Genomic DNA, 23,835 nt, shown 5'->3' with positions numbered 1-23,835 from the left:
CGCCTTACGAGGTCGCCCATCCCGAACATGCCTATGAGGAGCATGTGATCATCAGGGCAAGCCACAGCATCGTCGACCTGTCCTATGAAACAAACAGCAACGAGCCGGAGTATCGCAACCACTTCGAGGCGATCCCGGCCCGCGTGCCGCTGACGCCGCACCGGACGACGAAGCGTCCGCGCATCGAAGGCACGCAGGTGGCGATCGTCGCCGGGCCCGAAGGCGAGGAAATCCATCCGGATCAATATGGCCGCATCAAGCTGTGGTTCCCCTGGGACCGCAAGGCGAAGAAGGACGGCACGGATACGTGCTGGGTGCGGGTGGCGCAGAACTGGGCGGGCTCCACCTGGGGCGGCCAGATCATTCCGCGTATCGGCATGGAGGTCATGGTTGCCTTTGTCGATGGCGACCCGGACCGGCCGCTGGTGACCGGCGTGGTGCCGAATGCGCGGCAGACCGTTCCTTATGATCTGCCGGCGAACAAGACGCGCAGCACGTTCCGCACCAATACGCACAAAGGGTCCGGATTCAACGAATTGCGGTTTGAGGACGAAGCGGAGCAGGAGGAGGTATTTCTCCACGCTCAGAAGGACACGAATTTTGAAATTCTGAACGATTATTCCAAACGCGTGGGACACGATAAATCGGAACTCGTGGCCAACGACAAATCGACGGAAGTTGGCGGCGACCATGATGAGGTGATCGCCGGCAACATGTCGATTGCGGTAGGTGAAAATGCCTTGTCAAACCTTCTGAGGGACAAGACGAAGCTCGTCTTCGACAAGGTTGGCGCTGCGTTGGGCAAAATGAAGATCCCGGACCCATTCAATTTCGCGAAAGGGAATTTCCAGCTTTTCGTGGAGAAAAATCACTCGCAGGTCGTTGGTATCGGGTCCTCGGAAGTTGTCGGCGGGGCGAAATCGACGGTCGTTGGACACACTTATCAAACGACGGTGGGTAAGTCTCACAGTGTCATCGTCCGGGGGCGCTCCGATACGGATATCGGGCGCATCATGAACATTCGGGTAGGCGAACAATTGACGATCAAGGTGGGAGAGAACTCGATGCTGACGATGTCGCGCGAGGGGCATATCGTGATTCAAGGGAAGCATATTCATTTCCAAGCCGACCAGATTACACAGAACTGAGTGTAGGCCATGGCTGAGAAACCATCAGGATTGCCGCCGTCTCGCATGCTGGGTGTGCCGTTTTCCGCATATGACGACGACAATGTTCTGGATATGTTGAAAACCGACCTGTCGACATTCAAGCGTCATCCGTTTTTTCCGGTATCTCCGCGGATCACGCCGCCATATCGCGCAGATGCGCCCCAGCAGTCGTTCAATTCCAACGGCGGAATGTGCGAATATATACCGGCTGTGGACGAGACCGTGCTTTTCGGACGATCGTCCAGCGCAAACAAGCTCCTTCCCCAGAAAGAACGTGAAAACGAGACCAAGGAAAACGCCTGGAAATTTGGTGAGCTGAGCAAGGACTACAAGGACGCGGGCGTCGGCAAGAAATATCAACGGGGCGTGAGAGAGTATCTTGCTTCGGGTTACACACGCCGCAATCCGGACGGAAAGACCGCCCACGACACTGACTGGCGCGGCAAATGGAAGGAACGCAATTTCCAGGTTGCCGAATTTACCTGGTGGAAAGCCGATAAAAAATTGGCCGGAGACAGCTTTGGCGACCCGGCAAAGGATTGGGCTTCAGGAGAATACAAACTCGGAGCACTGGAAGGTGATGGAAAGGCCGGTTTTTCTGTCACCAAAGGCGGAATTGATGCCAAACTAAGCGCAAAAGCCAGTGCCGCCGCCGCCCAGGGCAAGGTCGAAGTTCTCAAGGACCAGGTCATCTCCGGCGCCGCGAAAGGTGCGGTGCTGAAAGGAGAGCTTGAGGGCGAGGTTGCCTTTGTCGGTAACCCTGAAGAGGTAACGGGAACACTGAAACTTGCCGCCAAGGCCAATGTCATCGAGGGATCGGTCAACGGAGAACTCTGCCTGACGCCAAGCCGTGTCGGCAACCCTGTCATCAAAGCGTGGAACTGGTTGTTCGAAGAGCACAACCAGCTCATCGAGGACAAATGGGATATAGGTGTTTGTGTTGGCGGTGAGTTGCAGGGAGCTGTTGGCGCTCAGGCTGAGGCATCTGCTGAAGCTGGCGTGAAAAAGGGCAAGGCGCGCGCCGAAGTCGGCGCAAAACTTGGCTTGGGCGTGGGTGGCGGCGCGAAAGTGTCTGGCGGCCTGACGGGTCTTGATAAGGCGGCAGACCTCGTCAAGGGATGGTGGGGAAAATGATACGGAGAACCGAACGTTGAAGCCTCTATTTTTGGTGCTGCGCCGACTGTCTTTTTCGGCGATGGTTTTAATGACGACCGCAATTGGATTGGATGTTATGGCTGAAGATTATACGAGCCGTTTGACCCTCGACACCACAGCGAAGGCGTCCGAGCCATATACATTTCAAGACGCCAAGGATCTTAACTTTCACTCGGTCAAGATCGACAAGTTCATGTGGTTCAAGGAACAGCGGGCACTGTCCGAATGGGACAAGTACGAAACCTTTGACAATGTTACCCTGCAGACGATCGGCTATGATCCCGCCAATCGCGATCATTTCGAAATCCAGATCATCACCGCCGAGATCAAACCGGAAAAGGTTGCCCGTGGGGTCGATTACGCCCGGCTCTTCGCGAAAGAATGGGCACCTTCGGTCGCCGCGATGAAGGAACATGGTCGCGATGCTGGCGATGTGTTTGCCCTCGGGCCGGATAATGGATTCAACCGCCGTGAGAGGGTTGCGGTTTGGCGCGAGGACAAGTCTCTGCTCATTGTGCGTGCCGGCTATGCAGAAGAGGAGGCCGCCCGCGTCGAACCCCAGATCGGGCAATTTTTCGGAGCTTTGAAGCTCGACAACGAAACGGCTGACAGCATTGAAGGCTCGATGCATTGGGAAAAATTGCCGTCGAGTGGCGGCACGGTCTACTCCGCGCGCCTGCCGGATGGATGGAAAAAACTGACACAGAACAGCGATCCCAATCCGTCCTATACGGGAGCGATATTCACAAATTCCAATGATCCGGACGGAAACGCGGCCGTATCCCTGTTCGCCTTTCCAACGCCCAAGTCGGACGTGTCGCCAACTGACGACCAGTTGCGTCAACTCGCTGCCAAAGTGGTGGAAATAGAGCTGCAGAATCTCATGCCGGACGTGGGCTTCAAGTTGGACGAGGACGTCAGTTTCGTTCCCGGCGAAAAAGTCGGTGACGTGGACAAAGGTTTCATCGACATCGTTACTCTCCAGGGCAGCGAACAGAAGATACGTGCCAGGACCGTATTGAGTGTCGGGAAAGGCGTTGTCACCGCAGTGGCTTCGCTTACTGCGTTTCCTGCTGCGCCGAAGGACGTTGCAACAATGATCCATACCGATTTCGTTACGCGTACCATCGAAGAAGGTTTGGTGAAACAACTGAAATAGAGATCTGTGGTCGCTGGAAGTGCCGCTCATTTTGGGATCGGCCTTCCATCTGGGTGAATTTAGAGGGAGTTCGCAGGCATGAATCAAATCCCTGATCGTAAAGCGCTGTTGGCACAAGCTCTTCCGTTATCGGAGGACGTCTGGGGCAAGCTACTGAAGCTTGCGGCGATGATCGAGTTTGACGGTTCCGGTGCGTTGGCAATCCGTAATGGCGAAGCCCGCATCGTGCTGGGTGCTGATGGAGTCGTCAGAGTGGAAGGCAAGAAAATCATCCAGACGGCTCGCCAGAATATCGCACTGGACGCCGCCTATATCGACCTGAACTGACCGGCATGTGGGCAGTCAGCAACAACACGCCTTTCTCCGCGGACGGTTATTTCATTCGGGATCGTGATGGAAAGGAATATTGGTGTGTCGCCGTGCGCGGGCGGTTTCGTGCGCGTCCCGACGGCATGACTGATCTTCTCGAGCCGCAGCCTGTCCGGCTCTCGCCGGCCTATCGTGACGCCGAGGCAAATGAGCTCCTCGCGGATGCTGATTTCGCACCTTTCAGGCCCGCCGCAGATATTCTTCTCCATGGCTCGGCTGTGGCACTGGACGAAAAGCCTTTGGATAGCATCGATGTCACCGTTGCTGTCGGTACAATGACCAAGCAGGCCGCCGTCACGGGCGAAGCGCGCATGATCAAAAAAAGGCGCGGCTGGGAGGCTGCCGAAAGAGAGCGGGTTTCACGCGTCGAACTGTCATGGACGCGTTCGCTCGGCGGAAGCGATCTCTTTGCGGATGACGATGGCGCCGAGTGCGAAGCCAATCCAATTGGCCGGGGCTGGTCCCGTCATTTCGAGCGCGCGCCGGAGGGTGCGGAACTGGCCATGCCGCAGATCGCGGCTCCCGCCGATGTCTTCCATCCCGGCCGTCCGCTTTCGCAGCCGGTCGGGTTCGGCGCGATTCAGCCGGCCTGGGCAACGCGGCGTATCCACGCCGGCACCTATGATGAAGCGTGGATGAAACACAGGTCGCCGCTTTTGCCTTCCGATTTCTCGGAAAATTTCCACCAGACCGCGCCGGTCGATCAAATCTATCCCGGCGAGTTGCGTGGTGGCGAACCGGTACGACTGGAAGGGCTTCATCCGGAAGGCGGTTACGCATTTCGCCTGCCACAATGTATCCTCGAAGCGGACACTCGGATCGCCGGCAAGACGCTGACGCACAGGTTCAGGCTCGTTCAGGTGGAAATCACGGGCGATGAGCGTCTCGTGGATCTGGTATGGAACGCCCATGTGCCCTGTGGCGGGCGCGATCAGGACGTTGAAGTCTCTTTCCTTCGATTGAGGCAAATGGCCGGGGTCGTTTCATGAGGGCAGCGGTTTCAATTCTGGCGGCCGGTCTGACATGTCCGGCGGGCAAAAATTTTGAAACGGCAATTGCCGCCTATTCGCGTGGCGAACGGTTTACCGAGAAGGACCGCAACCTGGTGATGGCGGACGGGCGACCACCGACCCTTGCGCCGGTCTATCCGTTGACGGAAGAGCGGGACTATGTCGAGCGGCTGCGAAAATTACTGTCCTGCGCGCTTGCCGATTGCCTTGCGCAATTGGCGCAGCGGGGGCAGGAAAGCGCGGATTATGCGATGCTTCTGCTGCTGCCCTATTGGATGGAGGGCGGGGTTGTCGCCGAGGCCTTTGATGCCAGGCTTAAGCAAACCCCTCTGACGCAGGTGAAGAGCCTCTCCGTTTCCTTTGGCGGACAGGCGGAAAGCCTGCAGCTTGTTGGCCGGGATGGTCCGGAAATCGTGAGGAGAACGGATAGAGTTGTCCTTGTTGCGGTTGTCGACAGTTATATTCACTCGGACATGCTCGACAGTCTGGCCTATCACGGTGAACTGCTGACACGGGACAACCCCTACGGCATGGTTCCCGGTGAAGCTGCGGCTGTGCTGGCGCTTGGGCCGGAAGACAATACGCGGCTCGGCCGGATTGCGCGCCTTTCTATCATGGAAGAGCCTGAAAGCCCCGTTGATCCCGAGCGCGGATTGATGGGCCGCGCCCTTGCGAGCTGTTATGGGGCCCTCCTCGAAGGCGGCTTTTCCCCGGATCGCTTCATTGTCGATCTCAATGGTGATCGCGTCCGCGCCGAGGAATTTGGATATGCGATCACAACCAACGCCGCGCAAATGGCTGACCTCTCCGACAGGGCGGAAATCCCGGCGCTTCAGCTGGGTGACCTTGGGGCCGCGAGCGGGCTTGTGATGGCGGCGCTTGCGCTTGGGCCGGCGCCCGGATCGCGCGTAGAAAAGGCGGAGCCGGGGGGCGAGGAATTTCTCTACAGCCTTCTGTCCGCCAGTTCCCGCGACGGGTTGAGAGCGGCGACAATTGTGGAAAGCGTCCAGCGCGACATGGAAACCGGCAGGATAGACGCATGAAGGAAACAATCCGCATCAACGGGATTACACTCTGCCATAAAAACTCGAATGGCTATGTCCGCTCGACGCTGCCGGATGTATGCCTGACCCCGCCCAAGCCTGTGCCCGTGCCGTATACGAATACCGCATTCGCCCACGACCTCGCCGATGGCACCACCACGGTGTTTTCGCATGGCGGGGCGATGAATGGCGTGCGCGGCTCCCGGTTCGCCAAATCGATCGGTGACGAGCCCGGTTCGTCCGGAGGGGTCAAATCCGGCACGCATCTGCATGAGGCCACTTTCCTGTCCTGGTCTCCCGACGTATTCATGCAAGGCCGCGCGGTGACGCGCCTTACCGACAAGATGCTGCTTAACAAGGGCAACACCGTATCGGTCGGCGGCTACAAGACCGATCTGCCCGAAGGCGATCCCGAACGTTATCTCTGCGAGGTGGGCTGCCGCTGTTATGCGCTGCATCGTCCGAGAAACAGCGTTACCGAGGGGCTTGAATGGATGGATCAGGTTTTGCCGCGCGACGACGAGGCGAGCCCGGGCCGCTACCAGCGCTGTGTCGATGCGACGATCCAGGCGCAATATCCGAACACGGTCCTTGGCAGCAGCATGCCGGTCGGCGATCCGCGCACTAATTACGGCTATATTTCCGAGCTTGGCTTCTGGGACCCGAACAATCCGAACAACACATTCCCGGACAAACCGCCCGGCAATGTCATCCTGCAGGGAGAGGAACACGACATTCCCAAGGTTCCCCGCCGGGCGCCCTGGGGCGGTACGCGATGGTTCAACGTGCGTGGCTCCCGCTGGCTCGACGTGGTGAAAGTCGAGAACGGCCAGATGACCCATATGTACGACATGAAATTTCCGGGAGACAAGTTTCCGAATGATGCGGCGAAGGCCAGGGCATATGAAGATATCGCTGACCGGCACGGTGCTGAATATAGTGAGTTCGTGGTGCTGGATGAGTGTGACAACTGTGAGGAAGCGGTAAGGCAGCGCGAACAGGAGCGGCAGTGGGAAGCTGAGAGACGGTGGCGCGAACTCCAGAAAGGTCTGGAGAATCCGATCTGGTTGCCCTTGCCCGGTCGTCGGTTCCCCGGCCGCCCGATACCGATCAAGTAGGATAATATCATGAATTTAAACGAACTCATCACCACGATGGCCATCCTCGAGGAGCGGGGTGAACTCGAAAAACTGGATGAAATCGGATTGCCGCCCGGCAATGCCATCCAGTGGCTGTTCGGGCTGACATCCGGGTTCTATTTTGCCAATGGAGAAACGCGTCAGATACGCCAATCCATGCTCGGTTTGGCAGTGCGTTATTACGATCTCGCAGAGGGCAACACCAATTTATTGTCGTTTAATGAGCGGACACGCCGTATCTCAGCGGGAAAACAGATCGAGGAATATCTGTCGCAGGGCGACTATTACGACGAGAAGGAGACGGCGAGTTTCTATATAAGGCATATGCCAAAACAGGCTTTGCGTTCGACGGATCCGGTCCACGACTACTTCACTGCCCTTCTTCCCGGCGCCGGTTATCGCGGCGGCAATGGACACCTCATGTGCCAGACGAGACTATCGGCGTTGTCGCGCGATCGGGATGGCGTGGTCCGTTTTTTCGTTGACGCCTGCCGCGATCTGCGGGTTTTCTACGCCGTATCGGGTTTATCGCTTTTTTTCTATTCCTACGCCTCGGGCGCAACGGCAAAAGCCTACCCTCTTTTTCGCAGGTTTCCCGGGCTGCTTTACGAGGATGGCGCGCGTTTTGGATTGGCGATACGAGACAGGACGGACACTATCCGCGACGTGAACTGGCTGACAGCCGTCAACGATGAACTGCTCGCGCGGGTTGGCGGCCTTGAAAAGGCACGAACGGTACTCGGCGAGGAAGTCATCCTTCACCCTTACGAGGGCGGCGTCGTTTTCCAGGCTGGAGACCAGCCTGTGCTCGGTGACTTGAACAAGGGGCGGGTGCCCGCGGCATATCGCGCGGTCAACGATTTTCTCAAGCCCCTGCGTTATGAGAACTGGGAGCGCGCCTATCTTAGAGCGCCACATGATGTCGATAAGATGGAGTACACCGAATGGTGGACACGCCGGTTTGATGGTGGCGAGCGTTAGGGCGGTTTCTTGGATATAGACGAACTCATCACCACGATGGCGATCCTCGAGGAGCGCGGTGAACTCGAAAAACTGGATGAAATCGGCCTGCCGCCCGGCAATGTCATCCAATGGCTGTTCGGGCTGACATCCGGGTTCTATTTTGCGGATGGTGAAACACGGCGTACGCGCCAAGCCATGCTCGATCTGGCGTTACGTTACTACGACCTTGCGGAAGGCAACACAAATCTGTTGTCCTTTAACGAGCGTGTGCGTCGCATCTCGTCACGGGAAGACGTCGCGCAATATCTGTCACAAGATGAATATTTCGACGAGGCCGAGACGGCGAGCTTCTATATCAGGCACATGCCAAAACAGGCGCTGCGTTCGGCGAATCCGGTTCGCGACTACCTTACGGCCCTTCTTCCAGGCATCGGTTACCGCGGCGGCAACGGGCGCGTGATGTATCAGACGCGGCTATCGGAATTATCACGCAATCCAACTGGCGTGGTTCGCCTCTTTGTTGACGCCTGCCGTGATCTCCGGGTTTTTTATGCCGTTTCGGGGATGTCGCTTTTCTTCTATTCCTATGCGGCAGGTGCAACTGAAAAGGCATATCCCTTGTTCCGCAGATTTCCCGGCCTTCTCTATGAGGACGGCATCCGTTTTGGGTTAATCATTTCGCAGCGCACCGATGTGATCCGTGATGTGAATTGGCTTACAGCCGTCAACGATGAACTGCTGGCGCGGGTCGGTGGTCTTGAGAAGGCGAGAGAAGTGCTCGCAGACGAGATTGTCCTCCATCCTTACGAGGGGGGTGTCGTTTTCCAGGCGGGCGAACGGCCTGTGCTCGGCGACTTGAACAAGGGGCAGGCGCCCTCGGCGTACCGCGCGGTCAACGATTTTCTCAAGCCCCTGCGTTACGAGGCCTGGGATTATCCCTATCTGCGAGCGCCTTACGGTGTCGATGAGATGGAGTATACGCAATGGTGGACCCATCGATTTGACGATGGTGAACGTTAAGGTCGACCACTCTAGTGAATTTAAACGAACCCATCACCATGATGGTCTATTGGGCGAAAGCGTCAAGCAGGCGAACCCAGCTGCGAATGCCTTTGTGGAAGCTCGTCAGGTCGTACTTCTCGTTGGGCGAGTGAATTCGGTCATCATTTTGGGCGAAACCGATGAAGAGGGTGTCCATGCCCAGAATGCGCTTGAATTCACCGCCAACGGGAATTGAGCCACCATCTCCGATGATGACGGCGGGCTTGCCCCACTCGCGCGTGAGTGCGGCAAGGGCCTTGTTGAGTAGCGCGCCTTCGGAGGGAACGGTCAGTGCCGGGCTACCACCATGATCAGTGAAGGTCACCGAACAATCGGCAGGGATGCGGGCGCGCGCATAAGCTCTGAAGGTGTCCCGGATCTTTCGTGGGTCCATATTGGAGACAAGGCGGAAAGAAATCTTTGCGCTGGCCCTGGCGGGTATCACTGTTTTGAACCCTTCGCCGGTGTATCCGCCAAAAATGCCGTTGATCTCGCAGGTGGGGCGGCTCCAGAGCAGCTCGAGCACCGAGCGGTCTCGTTCGCCGGCTGGCAGGGAGAGGCCGGCACCCGCAAGAAACGCATTTTCATCGAAGCCGAGGCCGCGCCACTGCTCTTTGACGTTGGTCGGCAGTTCAGCGACGTCTTCGTAGAAGCCTTCGAGCGCAACGCGCCCATCCGCATCATGCAGCGATGCAATGATCTCCGCCAGGATTTGGTTTGGATTGCGCGCAGCACCGCCATACGTGCCCGAATGCAAATCCCTGTTGGCGCAGAAGATGGTTATCTCTTCGCCCACGAACCCGCGCAACATGGTGGTGACGCAAGGTGTCTGGCGGTCCCACATGTCGGTATCACAAACGAGTGCGATGTCTGCCTTAAGCTCTTGCATATTCGCTTCGATGAAAGCGGGCAAATTTTTGCCACCGCTCTCTTCCTCGCCTTCGAGAAGGATGGAGACCCTGACTGGCAGCTTGCCGACGACATGACGCCAGGCACGGCATGCTTCGATGAAAGTCATGAGCTGCCCTTTATCATCGGAAGCACCGCGGCCGGTGATGACCCTGGTGCCGTCGGCAATGGTCTTGACTTGCGGCAGGAACGGGTCGGTGCTCCAGAGATCGAGGGGGTCGACGGGTTGGACGTCGTAATGGCCGTAAAACAACACATGTGGATCGGTCCCATCACGATCATGGGCGACGACGATCGGATGGCCCGGCGTCAGGTGCGTCGCGACTTCGAAGCCGCATGCGGTGAGATCGTCAACAAGCCATTGTGCGGCCGCCTTGCAGTCCTCAGCAAAAGCGGGATCCGTCGAGATTGATTTAATCCGCAGCAGTTCCTGCAAACGCTCCACGCTTTGGTCAAGTCCGGCATCGACATGGGCGAGGACAGTATCGACTGTGGCAGTATCGGGCATGGTCCAGCGATCTCCTTTCTTTAGATTTCCGGCTAATTCGGCTTGTGTATCGCGACACCGAGCATGACGAGGGCGACGCCTGCGAGATCGATAAATTCGGGTATCTGACGCAAGACGACCACGCCGATGATTGTCGCCGTTGCCGGCAGGAGCGCCAGGAGCAACGCAAAGCTGGAGCGCGGCAGGCGCGACATTGCAAATTGATCACAGACATAAGGGATCACCGAGGAGCAGATCCCGACCCCGATCCCCGCAAGAACCAAAAGCGGCGCACCGAAGGCATTGAGCGCATCGAGAAATCCGATCGGGATCACGAAGATGAAGGCCGCCGCCATCGCCGCGCCCAGACGCTCCACCCCCTTCGATGCGCCGCTTTGTGAAATCCTGTGTCCAAGCACGATATAGAGAACGAAAAGACCACCGTTCACAAATGCCCAGACGAGGCCAAGCGGATCGGCAGACCATTCTCTGCCCCCACCCATGCCAATGAGCCACGGCACGTCAATCAGCAGGGCGACGCCGAAGACTGTCAGGGCGAAGGCGAGCCAGTTTCTGCCGGTTCGCAGGCCCCAAAGCGCTATTCCAATCGTCCCGACGAACTCTATTGCCGCAACGAGCGCAATCGGCAGGCGGTCAAGTGCCAGATAAAATGCGGAGTTCATGACCGCGAGACACGCACCCAATGAGAGAAGGAGCAGCCGCTCCCTTGATGAGGCAAGCGCGAAGGTCCGCCAAGGCTTGGTAAACGGCGCAAAAATCAGTGCGGCCGAGGCAATCCGGAACCAGGCAACACCGAGGACGCCGACAGCAGGAAACAGCAACACGGCAAATGATGGGCCAAGATAGTGAAAGACGGCCGAAACGCCGAACCACGCGTGCGGCGGAACCCGTTCGGCAATGTGGGTTGACCGTTGTAAAGGAGCGGCGGGTGAGACTTGATTGTTCATGCCAGCATGATACCAAGGCAATTCAGCCTTCGGAATAACGATTGAACTCAGAAATTAATGATAATGCCTCATGATCAAAGGTGAAAAAGACAATGCACTTTCAAAATAGAAAGGAAGCGTTGGGGGCCGGGTTTGATGAGATCGACGCGCGCCTGCTGACCGCTCTGTATAAAAATGCGCGCCTGTCGAATGCGGAACTGGCACGCCAGGTCGGACTTTCGGCGCCCAGCGTTTCAGAGCGGGTTAGGCGGTTGGAAGATCGGGGCGTGATCACCGGCTATGGTGCCCGTGTGGATCATAGCAAGCTGGGGCTTGCGCTTACCATCATGATCCGGGCGCGTCCCCTGCCAGGCGAAATGAAGAACATGATTGAGGCGATCCGCAACACGCCAGAAATCGTAAGGTGTGACCGCGTGTCGGGGGACGACTGTTTTGTTGCTATCGCGCATGTCCGGGACGTGCAGCAGATGGAAGCTGTCATTGACCGAATAGTTCCTTACGGGTCCACCAACTCGGCAATCGTCCAGTCCGCGCCCTTCGAGGCCAGATTGGGGGCGTTTGCGGAAGCACTCTGAAAACTTCAGAAAAACAAGCTCACCCATCTGAATATGGCGCGGCAGGAAAGCTCAGATACCCGACCCGTCAAGCTCGCGGGCGTCTTCGCCTTCCCAGGGAGTGGGCATCGAGAGGCCGTCGACATCTGCTGAGGGCATGGGCATCCAACACTTCAATTCCGGCTCCGCATACTCGATGATCCGCCCTGGAGACGAGTCAGAAGCACGCCAGCCTTCTGAACCGTGCTGGTCACCCTTCGACCAGTACGCAAGGTCCACCTGGGACGGACCTTGTTCGGATGAGCGGATCGTGACGAGAATGCGATCGCCATTTTTCGGCGCGCTTGCCATATGACGCCATCGGCGTGGTTGATCCATTATTTTTCCTCCGTCTTGGCTTTCAATTGTGACCTCGCTGTCAAAGAGGTCAACCAAAACTTTGCATGGCCCTCTGTCGATCCGACGGGTATTCGATCCAGATTTCTACGCGGCGGTATGAAATAGGCCACTACGGCCGCCGGCAGGAAGAGGTTCAGGCGGCCCCGCCGACAATTGGCTTGCTGGCGGCGCCGAGCATCATCAGGTGCGTTCCCCGGAAAACATCGGATGCGATATCGCGGTCATGATGCCGCGTAATTCCGCCAGTCCCTTGAGGCGGCCGATGGCCGGATAACCGGGGCGGGTCTGGCGCACATGATCGTCGAGAATGTTCTGGCCATGGTCCGGGCGGAAGGGTATCTGCCAGTCCTCCCGGCCTTGCCGTTTGCGTCGGGCTTCTTCGGCAAGTATCGCGGCGATGACGGCAACCATATCGGTATTGCCTTCCAGGTGGGCGGCCTCATGAAACGAACCGCCGGCGCGTCTGTCTTCCAGCGTCACGTTCCGCAGATGCAGGAAATGCACCCGGCTTCCGAGCCTCGCCATCATGCCAGGCAGATCGTTGTCCCTGCGGGCACCTAGCGAGCCAGTGCAGAGCGTGATACCGTTTGCTGGAATGTCGATGGCGTCGATCAGATAGCGATAGTCTTTTTCGGTCGACATGATGCGCGGCAGGCCGAGCAGCGGGAATGGCGGATCGTCGGGGTGGCAGCATAGTCTCAGGCCGAGATTTTCGGCGAAAGGCGCGACCTCGTCCAGAAAATCCAGCAGGTTCTGGCGCAACCGGTCGGCGGATATGCCGCTATAGAGATCAAGATGCGCCTTTACCTCATCGATGGTCATATGGGTCGCTGCCCCGGGTAGGCCAGACACGACGTTTGCGACAAGCTGCTGTCTGCGGCGATCGTCCATCTCCGAGAAACGCTGCCGCGCTTCTTCGATCAGCTCTGCATCGAAATCCCCGTTGGCGCCGGGGCGTTCGAGCAGGAAAAGATCGAAGGCGGTGAAATCCACGGCATCGAAGCGCATGCAGGTTGCGCCGTTGCCCAGGCGGTAGGCGAGATCGGTGCGCGTCCAATCGAGAACCGGCATGAAATTATAGCAGATCGTGCGAATGCCGGCGCCGGCCAGATGGGAGAGGCTGGTCTTCCAGTTTTCGATATGCGTGCGCCAGGCGCCGCTCTGGCGCTTGATATCCTCTGAAACGGGCAGGCTTTCCACCACCTCCCAGGTCAGGCCGGATGGCTGACCGTCGCGCATGACGGAAAGATCCCGCTGGTGCCGGGCGATTTCCTTCGGTGACCATATTTCGCCGGGCGGGATATGGTGCAGCGCCGTTACGACACCTTCGACCCCCGCCTGCAGCATGTCATCGATCGATACGGGATCGGAAGGGCCGAACCAACGCCAAGTTTGCCGCATCTCTAGTCCTTTTCTGATTATGTGAATGAAGCTTGGCGAACGAAGGAAAAGGGGAGGTCGGGCCTCCCCGCTATTCCTTCATGCCGCTGGCGGCGACACCCTTGACGAAGTTCCGCCGCATCGCGCCGAAGAAGATGACGCTCGGGATCAGCGACAGGGCAGCAGCAGCGCTGAGGCGACCGAGATCGACGGTGAAGCCTGTCTGGAAAAGGGCAAGCCCGACCTCGAGAACGTATTTGTCGCGGGCGGTATTGACGACCATCGGCCATGCGAAGGTCGTCCATGCCTGAAAGAAGGCGAGAACGGTCAGCGTGCCGATCGGGCCACGCATGAGCGGTAGAACGATGCGGAAGAAAATCCACCATTCCCCGGCACCATCCATGCGCGCGGCTTCCATCAACTCGTCGGGGATGGAGGAGATCGCATATTGCCGGATGAGGAAGATGCCGAAGCTCATCACCAGATAGCCGGCCAGAAGCCCGCCGAGGGAGTTCAGCAACCCCAGTTGCCGTACGCCGAGATAAAGCGGGATCATGTATACTTCGAATGGCACTATAGCGGTAGCGAGTACACCGAAGAATATCAGGTTCACGCCGGGAAAGCGGAATTTCGCCAGGACATAACCGGTGACGGACGACGTAAGAACGATGGCGACCGTCGAAATGGCCGCGAAGGCGAGACTGTTGCCCATCCAGATCAATAGCGGCGTTTCGGTAATGATGGAGGAGAAATTATCCAGCGTCGGCGATTGCGGAATGAGCCGCGGCGGCCACGCCAGGAGTTCCGCCGGTGTCTTGAAGGCGTTGGCGGTGAGCATGATGAGCGGCAGGATCATCAGCACGCCGAAGACCGTCAGAATGACGTCTACGGTGAGTTTCTGGAAGGAAAAGCCCCCGGATTTCCGGTTCTGTAACGTGTGGTTCATCGGCGCGCCGCCTTGTCACGGAAGAAAACGAATTGACCGGCCGTCAGGAGAAGCACGATGGCGAGAAGCACCACGGCTTCCGCTGCGGCGTATCCGACGCGGTAGTTGCGGAAGCTGTTTTCCAGCATGTCGAGCACGAGCACCCTGACGAGCTTGCCGGGCGCGCCCTGGGAGTCCGAGGCGAGCACGAAAGCCTGTCCGTAAATATTGAAGGCGGCGATCATGGTGACGACCGATACATAGAGCGTCACGGGCCGCAGCTGCGGCACAGAAATATGCCGGAAACATTCCCATGCCGTCGCACCGTCCAGCCGGGCGGCTTCATAGAGCGACACCGGGATATTGCGCAGGCCGATTAGGAAGATCAGGACCGCGTAACCGAGCGCCTGCCAGGAACACAGGACGATGATGCAGACGATCGACCAGACAGGATCAAAAAGCCAGGCCTGCGCAGGCATGCCGAAGAGGCCGAGGAAAGCATTCAACGGTCCGAGTTGTGCATCGAAAACCCATTTCCAGGCCATGGCCGCCGGCACGAGCGACACGATATGGGGAATGAAGAGGCTGGTTTCGTAAAACCCCGCCAATGCGCTGCCGAAGCGATATTGGATGAGTGCGGCAAGACCGAGCGCAAGGGGGATCGTCAACGCCAGCACACCGAAGGCGATGATCGTGGTGTTGCGCAGGGCTTCGAGAAACAGCGGATCGCCCGCAAGCTCCTGAAAATTGGCAAGGCCGATAAAAGGTTTGTTACGGGAGATGATATCCCATTTGAACAGGCTGAGCCGTAACGTCTCGAAGATCGGTACGACACGGACGAGCACGAACAGCGTCAGCGGCACGGCCAGCGCGCTTATCACGAAGCTCAATTGTTTGCGGCGTTTCATCTGACAGTCCTTTTGCCGCGGGGACAGCAAGGCTGTCCCCGGCACGTTACTTCAGGCCCTGGCGATTATTTCACCAGCAGGCCTTCCCGTTCGAGGATGGAGTCGATTTCCCTGGCGGCGTCGGCAAGCACACGATCGATACCCGCATCGTCCGTTGCGAGCGCCGGATTGGCGAATGCAGCTTCCAGACGTGCGGCGAAACGGGTCAAGATTTCGCTTGAGGGTGCGATCGGTGGCAAGCTGAAATAGGTGTAATCCTTCGGTGGGGCAGCAAATGCTTCCAGCGCCGGGTTTTTGGCGATGATGGCCGCGTAGTCGATGTTGTCCTGTGATGGCAGCCAGCCGACATTCTGCAGCAGCCATTGCAGATTCTCAGGAGCATTTGTCATCTCGACGAACTCCCAGGCAAGCGCGCTGCGGTCGTTTTCGGCCGGCACGAACAGCGATGCCGGCACCACCAGAGAGCCCTTGGGCAGCGGCGCGGTTGCGTATTTCAGGCTAGACGCCTTCTTGACGATGTCGCCGATGACCCAGGATTCACGGATAAACATCGCGGTCTGCCCAAGCTCGAATGCTTCCGCATCCGCCTTCATCTGCGGGCTGACGGTCTTCGTTACAAAAAGCTGCTCGAGATATTGCTTCAGCGTCTTGCGCCCGGCCTCACTGGCAATCGCCGCTTTCCAGCCTTCGCCTCTCTTCTCGATCAATGTGCCGCCGAACTGGTGAAGATTGATCCAGAACTTTTCGCTGATGCCCTGGCCGCCACCGGAAAGTCGCATGGACCAGCCGCTGGCGGCGGGATTTCCAGAAGCATCCCGCTCGGTCAGCTTGGCGGCATATTCGGAATACTCCTCCATCGTCTTCGGCGGGCCGGAAAGGTCGGCCCTGGCGAATTTCTCGGTATTGTAATAGAGCGCCGCCTGTCCGTGATAAAGCGGCACGCCGTAGACATGCTCGCCATCCGAGACGGCGGCGGAATAGACGGCGTTGAAGTTCTTCGGGTCCTTCACGAAGGCGGCCACTTTATCCGGCGCGAGCGCCAGCAAGCCCGACTGCACGTAACGAGGCGCCTCGGACTGCATTTCGACAATATCGGCGGCGGAACCAGCGGGCAGGGCAAAGGCCAGACGCTTTTCATGTTCGCGCAGGCTAATGGTTTCGACTTTCAACTCGAAATCCGGATGCTTGGCTTTCATTTGTCCGGCTACGTATTTGTAGAAGGGGTCGAGCTCGGGCGATCCGCCCCAAAGCGTCAGGGTTTCCGCCTGCGCTGTCCAGGAAAGGCCAGCCAGAAGTGCGGCAATCGGTAGTGTCTTGAAGGGATGCAATGCCATTTCTGTTCTCCTCTTAGGTAATCGACTGTTTTTTGTCGTTATATTTATCGGTTAACGCTGATCGCCTTCGATCCTTGCGCCGGTTGCCTTGTCGAACAGGTGCGTTCCGGCAGGGGATAGTTTCAGCGACAGGGTGGCACCCGGATTGTCCGGCAATCTTTCCCGGAAAACGGCGGTCACTTCCTCTCCCCCGAGCTTCAACGTGGCATGGCTTTCCGCGCCTGTCGGCTCGACGGAGACAATGGAGGCCTCGATACGTGCCGGATCGTCGGGTGCGCAGAGGAGCAGGCTTTCGGGCCGGATGCCGAGCAGTATCTCGCCGGAGGGGCGGCCCAATCGCGTCGGAAGCGGTATTTTTGTGCCGTCACGCATCACGAAATCCGTTTCCATCGAAAGTCCCTCGAGAAAATTCATCGCCGGTGAACCGATGAAGCCCGCAACGAAGAGATTGGCGGGCCGGTCGTACAGTTCCAGCGGGGAGCCGACCTGCTCGATGATACCGCCCTGCATGACCACGATCCTGTCCGCCATCGTCATGGCTTCGACCTGGTCATGGGTGACGTAGATCATCGTGTTGCCAAGCCGGCGATGCAGCGACTTGATTTCCGTGCGCATCTTCACGCGCAGCTTGGCGTCCAGATTGGACAGGGGTTCGTCAAACAGGAAGACCTTTGGCTTGCGCACGATCGCGCGTCCCATGGCGACGCGCTGGCGTTGGCCACCCGAGAGCTGGCGTGGGTAGCGCTTCAGGTAGTCGCTGAGGCCGAGGATCGCGGCCGCGGCCTCCACCTCCTTGCGGATGCGGTCGGCCGGAGCACGGCGCAGCTTCATCGAGAAGGCCATGTTGTCGTAAACCGTCATGTGCGGATAAAGCGCGTAGTTCTGGAACACCATCGCGATATCGCGGTCTTTCGACTCGATGTCGTTGATCACCCGGCCATTGATGTGGATTTCGCCATCCGAAACGTCCTCAAGTCCCGCAATCATTCTGAGGAGGGTGGACTTGCCGCAACCGGACGGGCCGACGAGTACGACGAATTCGCCATCTTCCATCGCAACGTTAAGATCGCGCAGGGCGTGAAAGTCGCCGTAATGTTTATGCAGTTTGCGGATTTCCACCCGTGCCATCTTACTTCCCCACTATGCTTATTGAGAGGCGGACGGTTCCGCCCCCGATTCTGGCTCGCAAAGACGCAGGCTCGTTTCTCCCGGCACCCAGCGGAAGGCAATGAAATCCGCCCGGGCGCCCTCGCGCAGACCGGTTTCGAGACCGAGTGCTTTTGCTGGATTGACTGCGGCCATGGTGAGCGCATCCCTAATGTTGAACCCTTCCAGGCCTGCGACCAATGCGACGCCATCCGAAAGCGGTTTTGCCGCACCGGCAAGCAGCCGCGTGCCTGCCATGGAGAGGCGGCCTTCGGCCGAAAGCTCCACGTCGCCGCCGACCGGCTGCCGGTAGCGGCCCGGCGGCATGCCCGCAAGCGCGACCATATCGCTGACAAGGATCGATCTCTGCACACCCTTCGCTCTCAACATTGCAGTGAGGGTTACCCGGTCCAGGTGGTGGCCATCGGCGATGAACATTGCCTGCAACCCGTCATTGGCGAGCTGCGCCCATATCAGGTTCGGATGACGCGGCAATGTCTGAGAGACGCCGTTGCCGAGATGGGTGCTGAAGCCGGCTCCCGCCTGCGATGCCTCGGCGATATCAGCGGCTTCGGCCGAGGAATGCCCAATGGAAACAAGGCAACCCGCGTTGCGCACATGATGAATGAAGGCGCGCGCATCGGCCTGCTTCGGGCAGAGCGTCACCAATCGCACAATTCCGCCCGAGGCCTCTTGCCACTGGTCGAACTCCTCGCAGCGTGAAGAACGAACGTGCTCCCGTGGATGCGCGCCCCGTGCCCCGTCTTCCGGCGAGATGAAAGGGCCTTCGACGTGAACGCCGGGGATCATCTCGGCGAGCCATTGATGGTTTGTACGGGCGGTCGCGATGGCGGAGAGCGCATTGCAGATCGCATCGCTCGATGCGGTGATCAGCGTCGGCAGGAACGCCTTGATGCCTTGGCTGCGCATCCCCGCCGCAACGGCGAGTACCGTCTCCTCGTTCATATCGTGACGATTGAAATCATGGCCGCCCCATCCATTTACCTGCAGGTCTATGAGACCGGGCGCCAGCCAGGGAAGATCCTCACCGAGGTCTTCCTCGATGGGGCGCAGAGCGGCGATCCAGCCGTTTTCGACGGCAATACCGATGACCTTTCCGCTTATGGCGTCGCGTCCGACAATCATGCGGCGCTCCTGTCGATGTCGGGCATGGAATCAGCATCGATATAGAGCCGTGCCTGATTATGGGTGCGCAGAATACTCGCGGGGCAGTCTTCCTCAACCGGCCCGGTCAGCATGCGGGTCACCGCTTCTTTCTTGAGCGCACCGGGTACGACACATACCATGCTGGTCGCGGCGAGAAGTGCGGGAATGGTAACGGTGATCGCCTGTTGCGGCACGTCGGCCAGTTCGGCGAAACATTCGTCCTCCACCTGCTGCACACGGCAATCCTGCGCGAGCGTCACGACCTTAACCGCCTCTTTTTCGTCGAACCGCGCTTCCGGCGGATCGTTGAAGGCAAGATGGCCGTTGATGCCGACACCGAGGCATATGAGGTCGAGCGGTTCATCGGCGAGGCGGCGGGCATAATCGGCAGCACAGGCTTCGGGCGACGCGAACCTATGCGGTTCGATGTGATGTACGGTTCCGAAGGGCAGGCGTGAGAACAGATGCCGGTCGAGCCAGTTGGCGAAACGCGCCATATGGCCGGTCTCAAGCCCGATATATTCGTCCATGTGGAAGGCCGTGATCCGCGACCAGTCAATATCCTTTTCCTGGCAGAGAAGGGCAAGCGTATCCTGCTGGCTGGGGGCGGCGGCGAACATGACCGAAGCGCGATCCTTCGTGGCGAGAAGCTGGCGTAGCGTGGCGGCAAGATCAAGGCTGGCCATTTTGGCCATATCGCTGCGCGACGCTCCGCTTCGGACGATGAGACGATCAACCTGCCATGACGGCGACATATGTAAACTCCCCATTTGTTGCTTCGAGCAAAATGCAACCGATTGCATAAGTCAATAGTGTTTTTGTGCAATTTTTTGCGAAAACCTGTCTCGATTGCCGTAATTTCCAAGGAATTCATAATTTTTGCTCGGCGCCTATTGCAAAATTTTATGAAATCGGTTGCATAGATGTTATGTGCACTACACTCGCTCAGGAAGGAGATAGACGTGTCGGTCATCAAGGTCGGGCTGGTTGGGCCCGGAACAATTGGCAGGGTTCATCGCGATGCGATCGGTGCTGTTGAAGGTATCGAACTGACCGCCGTCGCAGGCGGCACCGCAGAGGAGCTGGAACTCTTCGCCGTACCGCAGGGCGCGCGCCTCTTCACCGACGCCGCATCGATGCTGGAGCAGGCCGACCTGGATGTGGTCGTGATCGCCACCCCGAGCGGCACCCACTATGCGCCGGCGCGGGCGGCGCTGGACCGGGGCCTGCATGTCGTCGTCGAAAAGCCGCTGGCTGTCGACCTCGATGAGGCGGCCGATCTTTATCGGCGTTCGCAAGCGGCTGGTCTTGTCTGCTCCACCATGTCGCAGCGGCGTCTGGAGGCTCAGCACCAGGATATCCATCGCCGTCTGCGCTCAGGCGAACTGGGGCGGCCCGTTGCTATCGAAGGTCAGGTCTACTGGCACCGCTCGGATGCCTATTACGATGAAAAGCCGTGGCGAAAGCTCGATCGACAGGGCGGTGGATCGTTGTTCAATCAGGGCATCCATACGCTCGATCTCATGCTCTGGCTTTTCGGTCCGGTCGTAAGCGTGATGGCGGAAACGACCAATGTTGCGGGGCGCGAAGGCGGCAGCGAGGATCTCTGCCAGGCCCTTCTGACCTTCGGAAACGGTGCTCGGGGCATCATCGTCACCAGCACGGCCACGCCGCCGGGACGCCCCGCCTCGTTGATGCTGTTCACGGATCGCGGTCACGTGGCGATCAATCATACGGATGTCGTTGAGTGGACATTCCCGGATCAGCCGCTGCCGGTCGCTGCCGATGCCTCGATCAAAAGTGGCGCGGGCAGTCAGGTCAGCATTGGCATTCGCGGTCATGTCGACCAGTGGCTCGATATTCGCGATGCGATCCGCGACGGACGTCCGGCGGATATTACCTTTCGGGATGGTCTCGAAGCGGTGCGTGTCATCACTGCGATCTATCGATCTGCTGAATCCGGGCGCAGAATTGTCATGAGCGACGTGGGAGACGCATGATGTCCGTGAAGAAACTTGCCATACTGGGCGCGGCGCATGGCCATGTCAGCTATGTCACAGATGGCCTTGCCGGACGCAAAGACGTCGAGCTTGTGGCGCTGGCCGATCATGATGGGGAACGCCGCCGCACCTTCAGCGAAAAATTCGGCGTCCCTGCCTATGCGGATCTCGATGCGCTTCTTGCTGCGCACGAAATCGATGGTGCCGCCGTGATTGCCGAGCCCGGCCTGCGTGCAGGGCTCATCGAGGCATGCCTTGAAAGGAATATTTTCGTTATCGCCGACAAACCCCTCGCTTTGACCATGGAAGAGGTCGACCGGATCGGCAAGGCAGATGGTGGCCGCAACCGCGTGGCGCTCATGCTGGAAAAGCGTTTTTATCCGGTAACGCGAAAGGCGCGAGAACTCTTTCTGAACGGTGAGATCGGCGACCTCGTCGCCGTTACCGCGACAGGTCCCCACAAGCTCCTGCCATCGGCGCGTCCGGCGTGGTTTTTCGATCCAGCGCTCTATGGCACAATCGTCAACGATCTTGCTGTCCACGACATCGATCTCGTCCTGTGGCTGACGGCGGCATCGTCAGGCCGCATCAGCGGTTGGAAAAGCCCGGGCCATCCTGAGGGGCACCCGGCATTTTCGCTGGCGGGGCGTGCGCTTTTGACCCTCGATTCCGGCGTGCAGGCGGCGATCGACATGGACTGGCGTCAACCCGAGGTCGCGATCCGGCATGGGGATTACGCAATGCGTCTTGTCGGAACCCGCGGACGCATGGATATTCTGTTTGGAGAAGGACGCCTGCTGGTGGAAACCGATAAGCGCCGCCTCTGGGAGCCGGAACTGCCATCGCCCATCGGGCCGGCGCAGGATGCTCTTGATGCATTGACAGGGGTAGCGCCTTTGCAGGTATCGACAGGGGAAGCGCTTCTGGCAAGTCGTATCGCGGCATTGGCCGCTCTCAGCGCGGAAGACGGGGGACAGGACTATCACTGGTAAGAAGGAACAGAAGTCGAAGGAGCGTGCGAAGCCGACGCTGGAGGAAATAGCGTATCGGGCGAATACCTCCCGCTCGACGGTTTCACGCGCCTTCAGCCGGCCGGACCTGCTCAATCCGAAGACGGTCGAGCAGATATTGTCGATCGCGGAGGAACTTGGCTATCGGCCGAACAACATGGCCCGTGCGCTTTCCACGGGCCGAACGGGCAATATCGGGCTGCTCGTGCCGGATATAGCCAATCCGTTCTTTCCGCCGCTCATCAAGGCCATTCAGCAGAATGCCGACGCCTATGACCTCTGCCTGTTCCTGGGGTCTTCCGGCGAAAGCGCGACGCGGGAAAACACGCTCTTCCAGCGTCTGGCGAGCCAGACGGACGGTATCATTCTGGCCTCGACCCGGCTCAGCGAGGCGCAGGTGCGGGCCCACGCCGAAAGACACCCTGTAACGCTGATCAATCGCGACATCGCGGGATTGCCGCGTGTGCTGATAGACACGCAGGCGGCGGTGAGGGATGCCATCGGCTTCCTGCTCGAGAACGGCCATCGTGATATTGCCTATCTCTCCGGTCCAAAAGAATCCTGGTCGAACCAGCAGCGACTGGAGGCCGCGGCCGAAGCGTGCCGGAAGGCAGGCGTGCGGTTTGAGGTAATACAATTATCCGAACCCACCTTCGAAGGCGGCGAGAAGGCGGCGGAAGAGGCTGTGACCGTAGGCGTGACAGCCATTCTGGCGTTTGATGACCTGACCGCGCAAGGTGCACACGCCCGACTTTCCGCCCTGGGAATTGTGGTGCCGCGGGACATGAGTCTAATCGGTTGCGACGATGCGCTACCCGCCATGACCTACCCCGCCCTTTCGACCCTGAGCGGCCTGTCGCAGGAGGCAGGGCGACATGCGTTGAAGCTTTTGCAAGACGCTATCCAGCATGGCAAAAGCCTTCAGGACATGAAGGTCGTTCTGGGCGCTCGCTTCATCAGCCGCGATACCGCGGGGCCGGTGCGGCGTAGGTAGGGATCGCAACATTGGTTTTGACCGCAAGTCGGAATTCCTGCGGTCGGCGCGACAAGTTGAGGTACGCTGCGGGCCGTCTTTCCCACTCGATGTCCATATAGGCCGTGTGTCGAGCCGCCCGGCCCTGCGGGTGGCGGCGTCTCACGTCTTGCCGAGTATACGGGACAGAACACGCCGCGCATTGGCTGCACAATCCATGTCGCCAGGCTTGGCCTCGATATCCTCAAGGAGTGCGATGAGCTGCGTCTTGTTTTGGGCCAGCCGCGTTTCCAGTGCCTCGATATCCGCCACCTTGCGGCGGAGCGCCTCAATCAGGCTGTCATGGTCCCATCGGTCCAGGTCGGACGGCAGAAGCGTGCGGATTTCATCAAGGCTGAAGCCGGCGGCCTGCGCGGTGGTGATCAGTTCCAGCACCGTCACCGCTTCCGACGGATAGCGGCGGTAGCCGTTCGGACGGCGGTCGACCATCTTGAGCAGGCCGGCGCTTTCATAGAAGCGGATGCGCGAGTTCGTCAGCCCCGTACGCTTCGCCAGTTCACCGATATTCATCTGTAAAATTCCTTTGGGAAGTCGCTTGACCTTCAACTTAGCTTAAACGTTAGGGTC

General features: G+C 58.8%; 24 protein-coding genes. 13 read left to right on the top strand and 11 right to left on the bottom strand.

Annotation, left to right across the window (positions count from 1 at the left end):
• The 9 genes from QD336_RS20370 to QD336_RS20330 form a co-directional block, all read left to right on the top strand.
• A partial coding sequence (locus QD336_RS20370; protein WP_499171975.1) for a type VI secretion system Vgr family protein occupies positions 1–1,148 on the top strand: 1,148 nt, incomplete at its 5' end.
• 9 nt (positions 1,149–1,157) lie between these two features.
• Positions 1,158–2,303: a hypothetical protein gene (locus QD336_RS20365; RefSeq protein WP_499171974.1), complete on the top strand. Its 1,146-nt coding sequence runs from the start codon at positions 1,158–1,160 to the stop codon at positions 2,301–2,303.
• A 16-nt stretch (positions 2,304–2,319) separates the two neighbouring features.
• Positions 2,320–3,483 (top strand): hypothetical protein, encoded by a 1,164-nt coding sequence (locus tag QD336_RS20360; RefSeq protein WP_499171973.1) that lies wholly within the window; start codon positions 2,320–2,322, stop codon positions 3,481–3,483.
• A gap of 78 nt (positions 3,484–3,561) precedes the next feature.
• Positions 3,562–3,810 (top strand): hypothetical protein, encoded by a 249-nt coding sequence (locus QD336_RS20355; protein ID WP_499171972.1) that lies wholly within the window; start codon positions 3,562–3,564, stop codon positions 3,808–3,810.
• A 5-nt stretch (positions 3,811–3,815) separates the two neighbouring features.
• Positions 3,816–4,841, top strand: coding sequence for a DUF2169 family type VI secretion system accessory protein (locus QD336_RS20350; RefSeq protein WP_499171971.1), 1,026 nt, complete (start codon positions 3,816–3,818; stop codon positions 4,839–4,841).
• A complete protein-coding gene (locus QD336_RS20345; RefSeq protein ID WP_499171970.1) occupies positions 4,838–5,905 on the top strand; it encodes a hypothetical protein in 1,068 nt (355 codons plus the stop codon). Before QD336_RS20350 ends, QD336_RS20345 begins: the two co-directional genes overlap by 4 nt.
• The gene (locus QD336_RS20340; RefSeq protein WP_499171969.1) at positions 5,902–7,023 is read left to right on the top strand and encodes a DUF4150 domain-containing protein; all 1,122 of its coding nucleotides are present in this window, start codon (positions 5,902–5,904) and stop codon (positions 7,021–7,023) included. Before QD336_RS20345 ends, QD336_RS20340 begins: the two co-directional genes overlap by 4 nt.
• A gap of 9 nt (positions 7,024–7,032) precedes the next feature.
• The gene (locus QD336_RS20335) at positions 7,033–8,025 is read left to right on the top strand and encodes a type VI immunity family protein (RefSeq protein ID WP_269344551.1); all 993 of its coding nucleotides are present in this window, start codon (positions 7,033–7,035) and stop codon (positions 8,023–8,025) included.
• Between the two features lie 9 nt (positions 8,026–8,034).
• The gene (locus tag QD336_RS20330; RefSeq protein ID WP_499171968.1) at positions 8,035–9,027 is read left to right on the top strand and encodes a type VI immunity family protein; all 993 of its coding nucleotides are present in this window, start codon (positions 8,035–8,037) and stop codon (positions 9,025–9,027) included.
• A gap of 46 nt (positions 9,028–9,073) precedes the next feature.
• On the opposite strand, the gene QD336_RS20325 is transcribed toward QD336_RS20330, so the two are convergent.
• Positions 9,074–10,465 (bottom strand): M20/M25/M40 family metallo-hydrolase, encoded by a 1,392-nt coding sequence (locus tag QD336_RS20325; protein ID WP_499171967.1) that lies wholly within the window; start codon positions 10,463–10,465, stop codon positions 9,074–9,076.
• A gap of 32 nt (positions 10,466–10,497) precedes the next feature.
• Positions 10,498–11,412, bottom strand: coding sequence for an EamA family transporter (locus QD336_RS20320; RefSeq protein WP_499171965.1), 915 nt, complete (start codon positions 11,410–11,412; stop codon positions 10,498–10,500).
• A gap of 92 nt (positions 11,413–11,504) precedes the next feature.
• Here QD336_RS20320 and QD336_RS20315 point away from each other — a divergent pair, with 92 nt between their 5' ends.
• A complete protein-coding gene (locus tag QD336_RS20315; RefSeq protein WP_499171964.1) occupies positions 11,505–11,987 on the top strand; it encodes an Lrp/AsnC family transcriptional regulator in 483 nt (160 codons plus the stop codon).
• A gap of 51 nt (positions 11,988–12,038) precedes the next feature.
• Here the strand turns inward: QD336_RS20315 and QD336_RS20310 are convergent, their stop codons facing one another.
• The 8 genes from QD336_RS20310 to QD336_RS20275 all read right to left on the bottom strand — a co-directional run bounded on the left by QD336_RS20310 (position 12,039) and on the right by QD336_RS20275 (position 19,980).
• Positions 12,039–12,344, bottom strand: a complete 306-nt coding sequence (locus tag QD336_RS20310) for a hypothetical protein (RefSeq protein ID WP_499171962.1) — start codon at positions 12,342–12,344, stop codon at positions 12,039–12,041.
• A gap of 201 nt (positions 12,345–12,545) precedes the next feature.
• Complete coding sequence (gene uxuA, locus QD336_RS20305) at positions 12,546–13,766, bottom strand: mannonate dehydratase (protein WP_499171961.1); 1,221 nt, start codon at positions 13,764–13,766, stop codon at positions 12,546–12,548.
• A gap of 70 nt (positions 13,767–13,836) precedes the next feature.
• The gene (locus QD336_RS20300) at positions 13,837–14,691 is read right to left on the bottom strand and encodes a carbohydrate ABC transporter permease (RefSeq protein ID WP_499171960.1); all 855 of its coding nucleotides are present in this window, start codon (positions 14,689–14,691) and stop codon (positions 13,837–13,839) included.
• Complete coding sequence (locus tag QD336_RS20295; RefSeq protein WP_269344566.1) at positions 14,688–15,578, bottom strand: carbohydrate ABC transporter permease; 891 nt, start codon at positions 15,576–15,578, stop codon at positions 14,688–14,690. Before QD336_RS20295 ends, QD336_RS20300 begins: the two co-directional genes overlap by 4 nt.
• A 65-nt stretch (positions 15,579–15,643) precedes the next feature.
• Positions 15,644–16,912 (bottom strand): ABC transporter substrate-binding protein, encoded by a 1,269-nt coding sequence (locus QD336_RS20290; protein WP_499171959.1) that lies wholly within the window; start codon positions 16,910–16,912, stop codon positions 15,644–15,646.
• 51 nt (positions 16,913–16,963) lie between these two features.
• The gene (locus QD336_RS20285) at positions 16,964–18,040 is read right to left on the bottom strand and encodes an ABC transporter ATP-binding protein (protein WP_499171958.1); all 1,077 of its coding nucleotides are present in this window, start codon (positions 18,038–18,040) and stop codon (positions 16,964–16,966) included.
• 18 nt (positions 18,041–18,058) lie between these two features.
• Complete coding sequence (locus QD336_RS20280) at positions 18,059–19,204, bottom strand: N-acetylglucosamine-6-phosphate deacetylase (protein ID WP_499171957.1); 1,146 nt, start codon at positions 19,202–19,204, stop codon at positions 18,059–18,061.
• Positions 19,201–19,980 (bottom strand): 6-phosphogluconolactonase, encoded by a 780-nt coding sequence (locus QD336_RS20275; protein ID WP_499171956.1) that lies wholly within the window; start codon positions 19,978–19,980, stop codon positions 19,201–19,203. The genes QD336_RS20280 and QD336_RS20275 overlap by 4 nt, the downstream gene beginning before the upstream one ends.
• Positions 19,981–20,187: 207 nt before the next feature.
• Between QD336_RS20275 and QD336_RS20270 the strand changes: the two genes are divergently transcribed.
• Genes QD336_RS20270 through QD336_RS20260 form a run of 3 tightly spaced genes read left to right on the top strand, consistent with a single transcriptional unit; the run spans position 20,188 to position 23,229 of the window.
• Complete coding sequence (locus tag QD336_RS20270; RefSeq protein ID WP_499171955.1) at positions 20,188–21,225, top strand: Gfo/Idh/MocA family protein; 1,038 nt, start codon at positions 20,188–20,190, stop codon at positions 21,223–21,225.
• Complete coding sequence (locus tag QD336_RS20265; RefSeq protein WP_499171954.1) at positions 21,225–22,217, top strand: Gfo/Idh/MocA family protein; 993 nt, start codon at positions 21,225–21,227, stop codon at positions 22,215–22,217. Before QD336_RS20270 ends, QD336_RS20265 begins: the two co-directional genes overlap by 1 nt.
• Positions 22,207–23,229, top strand: a complete 1,023-nt coding sequence (locus QD336_RS20260) for a LacI family DNA-binding transcriptional regulator (RefSeq protein ID WP_499171978.1) — start codon at positions 22,207–22,209, stop codon at positions 23,227–23,229. The genes QD336_RS20265 and QD336_RS20260 overlap by 11 nt, the downstream gene beginning before the upstream one ends.
• A gap of 141 nt (positions 23,230–23,370) precedes the next feature.
• Here the strand turns inward: QD336_RS20260 and QD336_RS20255 are convergent, their stop codons facing one another.
• A complete protein-coding gene (locus QD336_RS20255) occupies positions 23,371–23,778 on the bottom strand; it encodes a MerR family transcriptional regulator (protein ID WP_499171953.1) in 408 nt (135 codons plus the stop codon).
• Positions 23,779–23,835: the final 57 nt, after the last annotated feature.

The sequence above is a fragment of the Rhizobium sp. BR 250 genome (assembly GCF_047445855.1).
Taxonomy (GTDB): domain Bacteria; phylum Pseudomonadota; class Alphaproteobacteria; order Rhizobiales; family Rhizobiaceae; genus Agrobacterium; species Agrobacterium tumefaciens_I.
The sequence above is the reverse complement of the archived record's forward strand: the minus strand, read 5'-3'. Positions and strand labels throughout refer to the sequence as shown.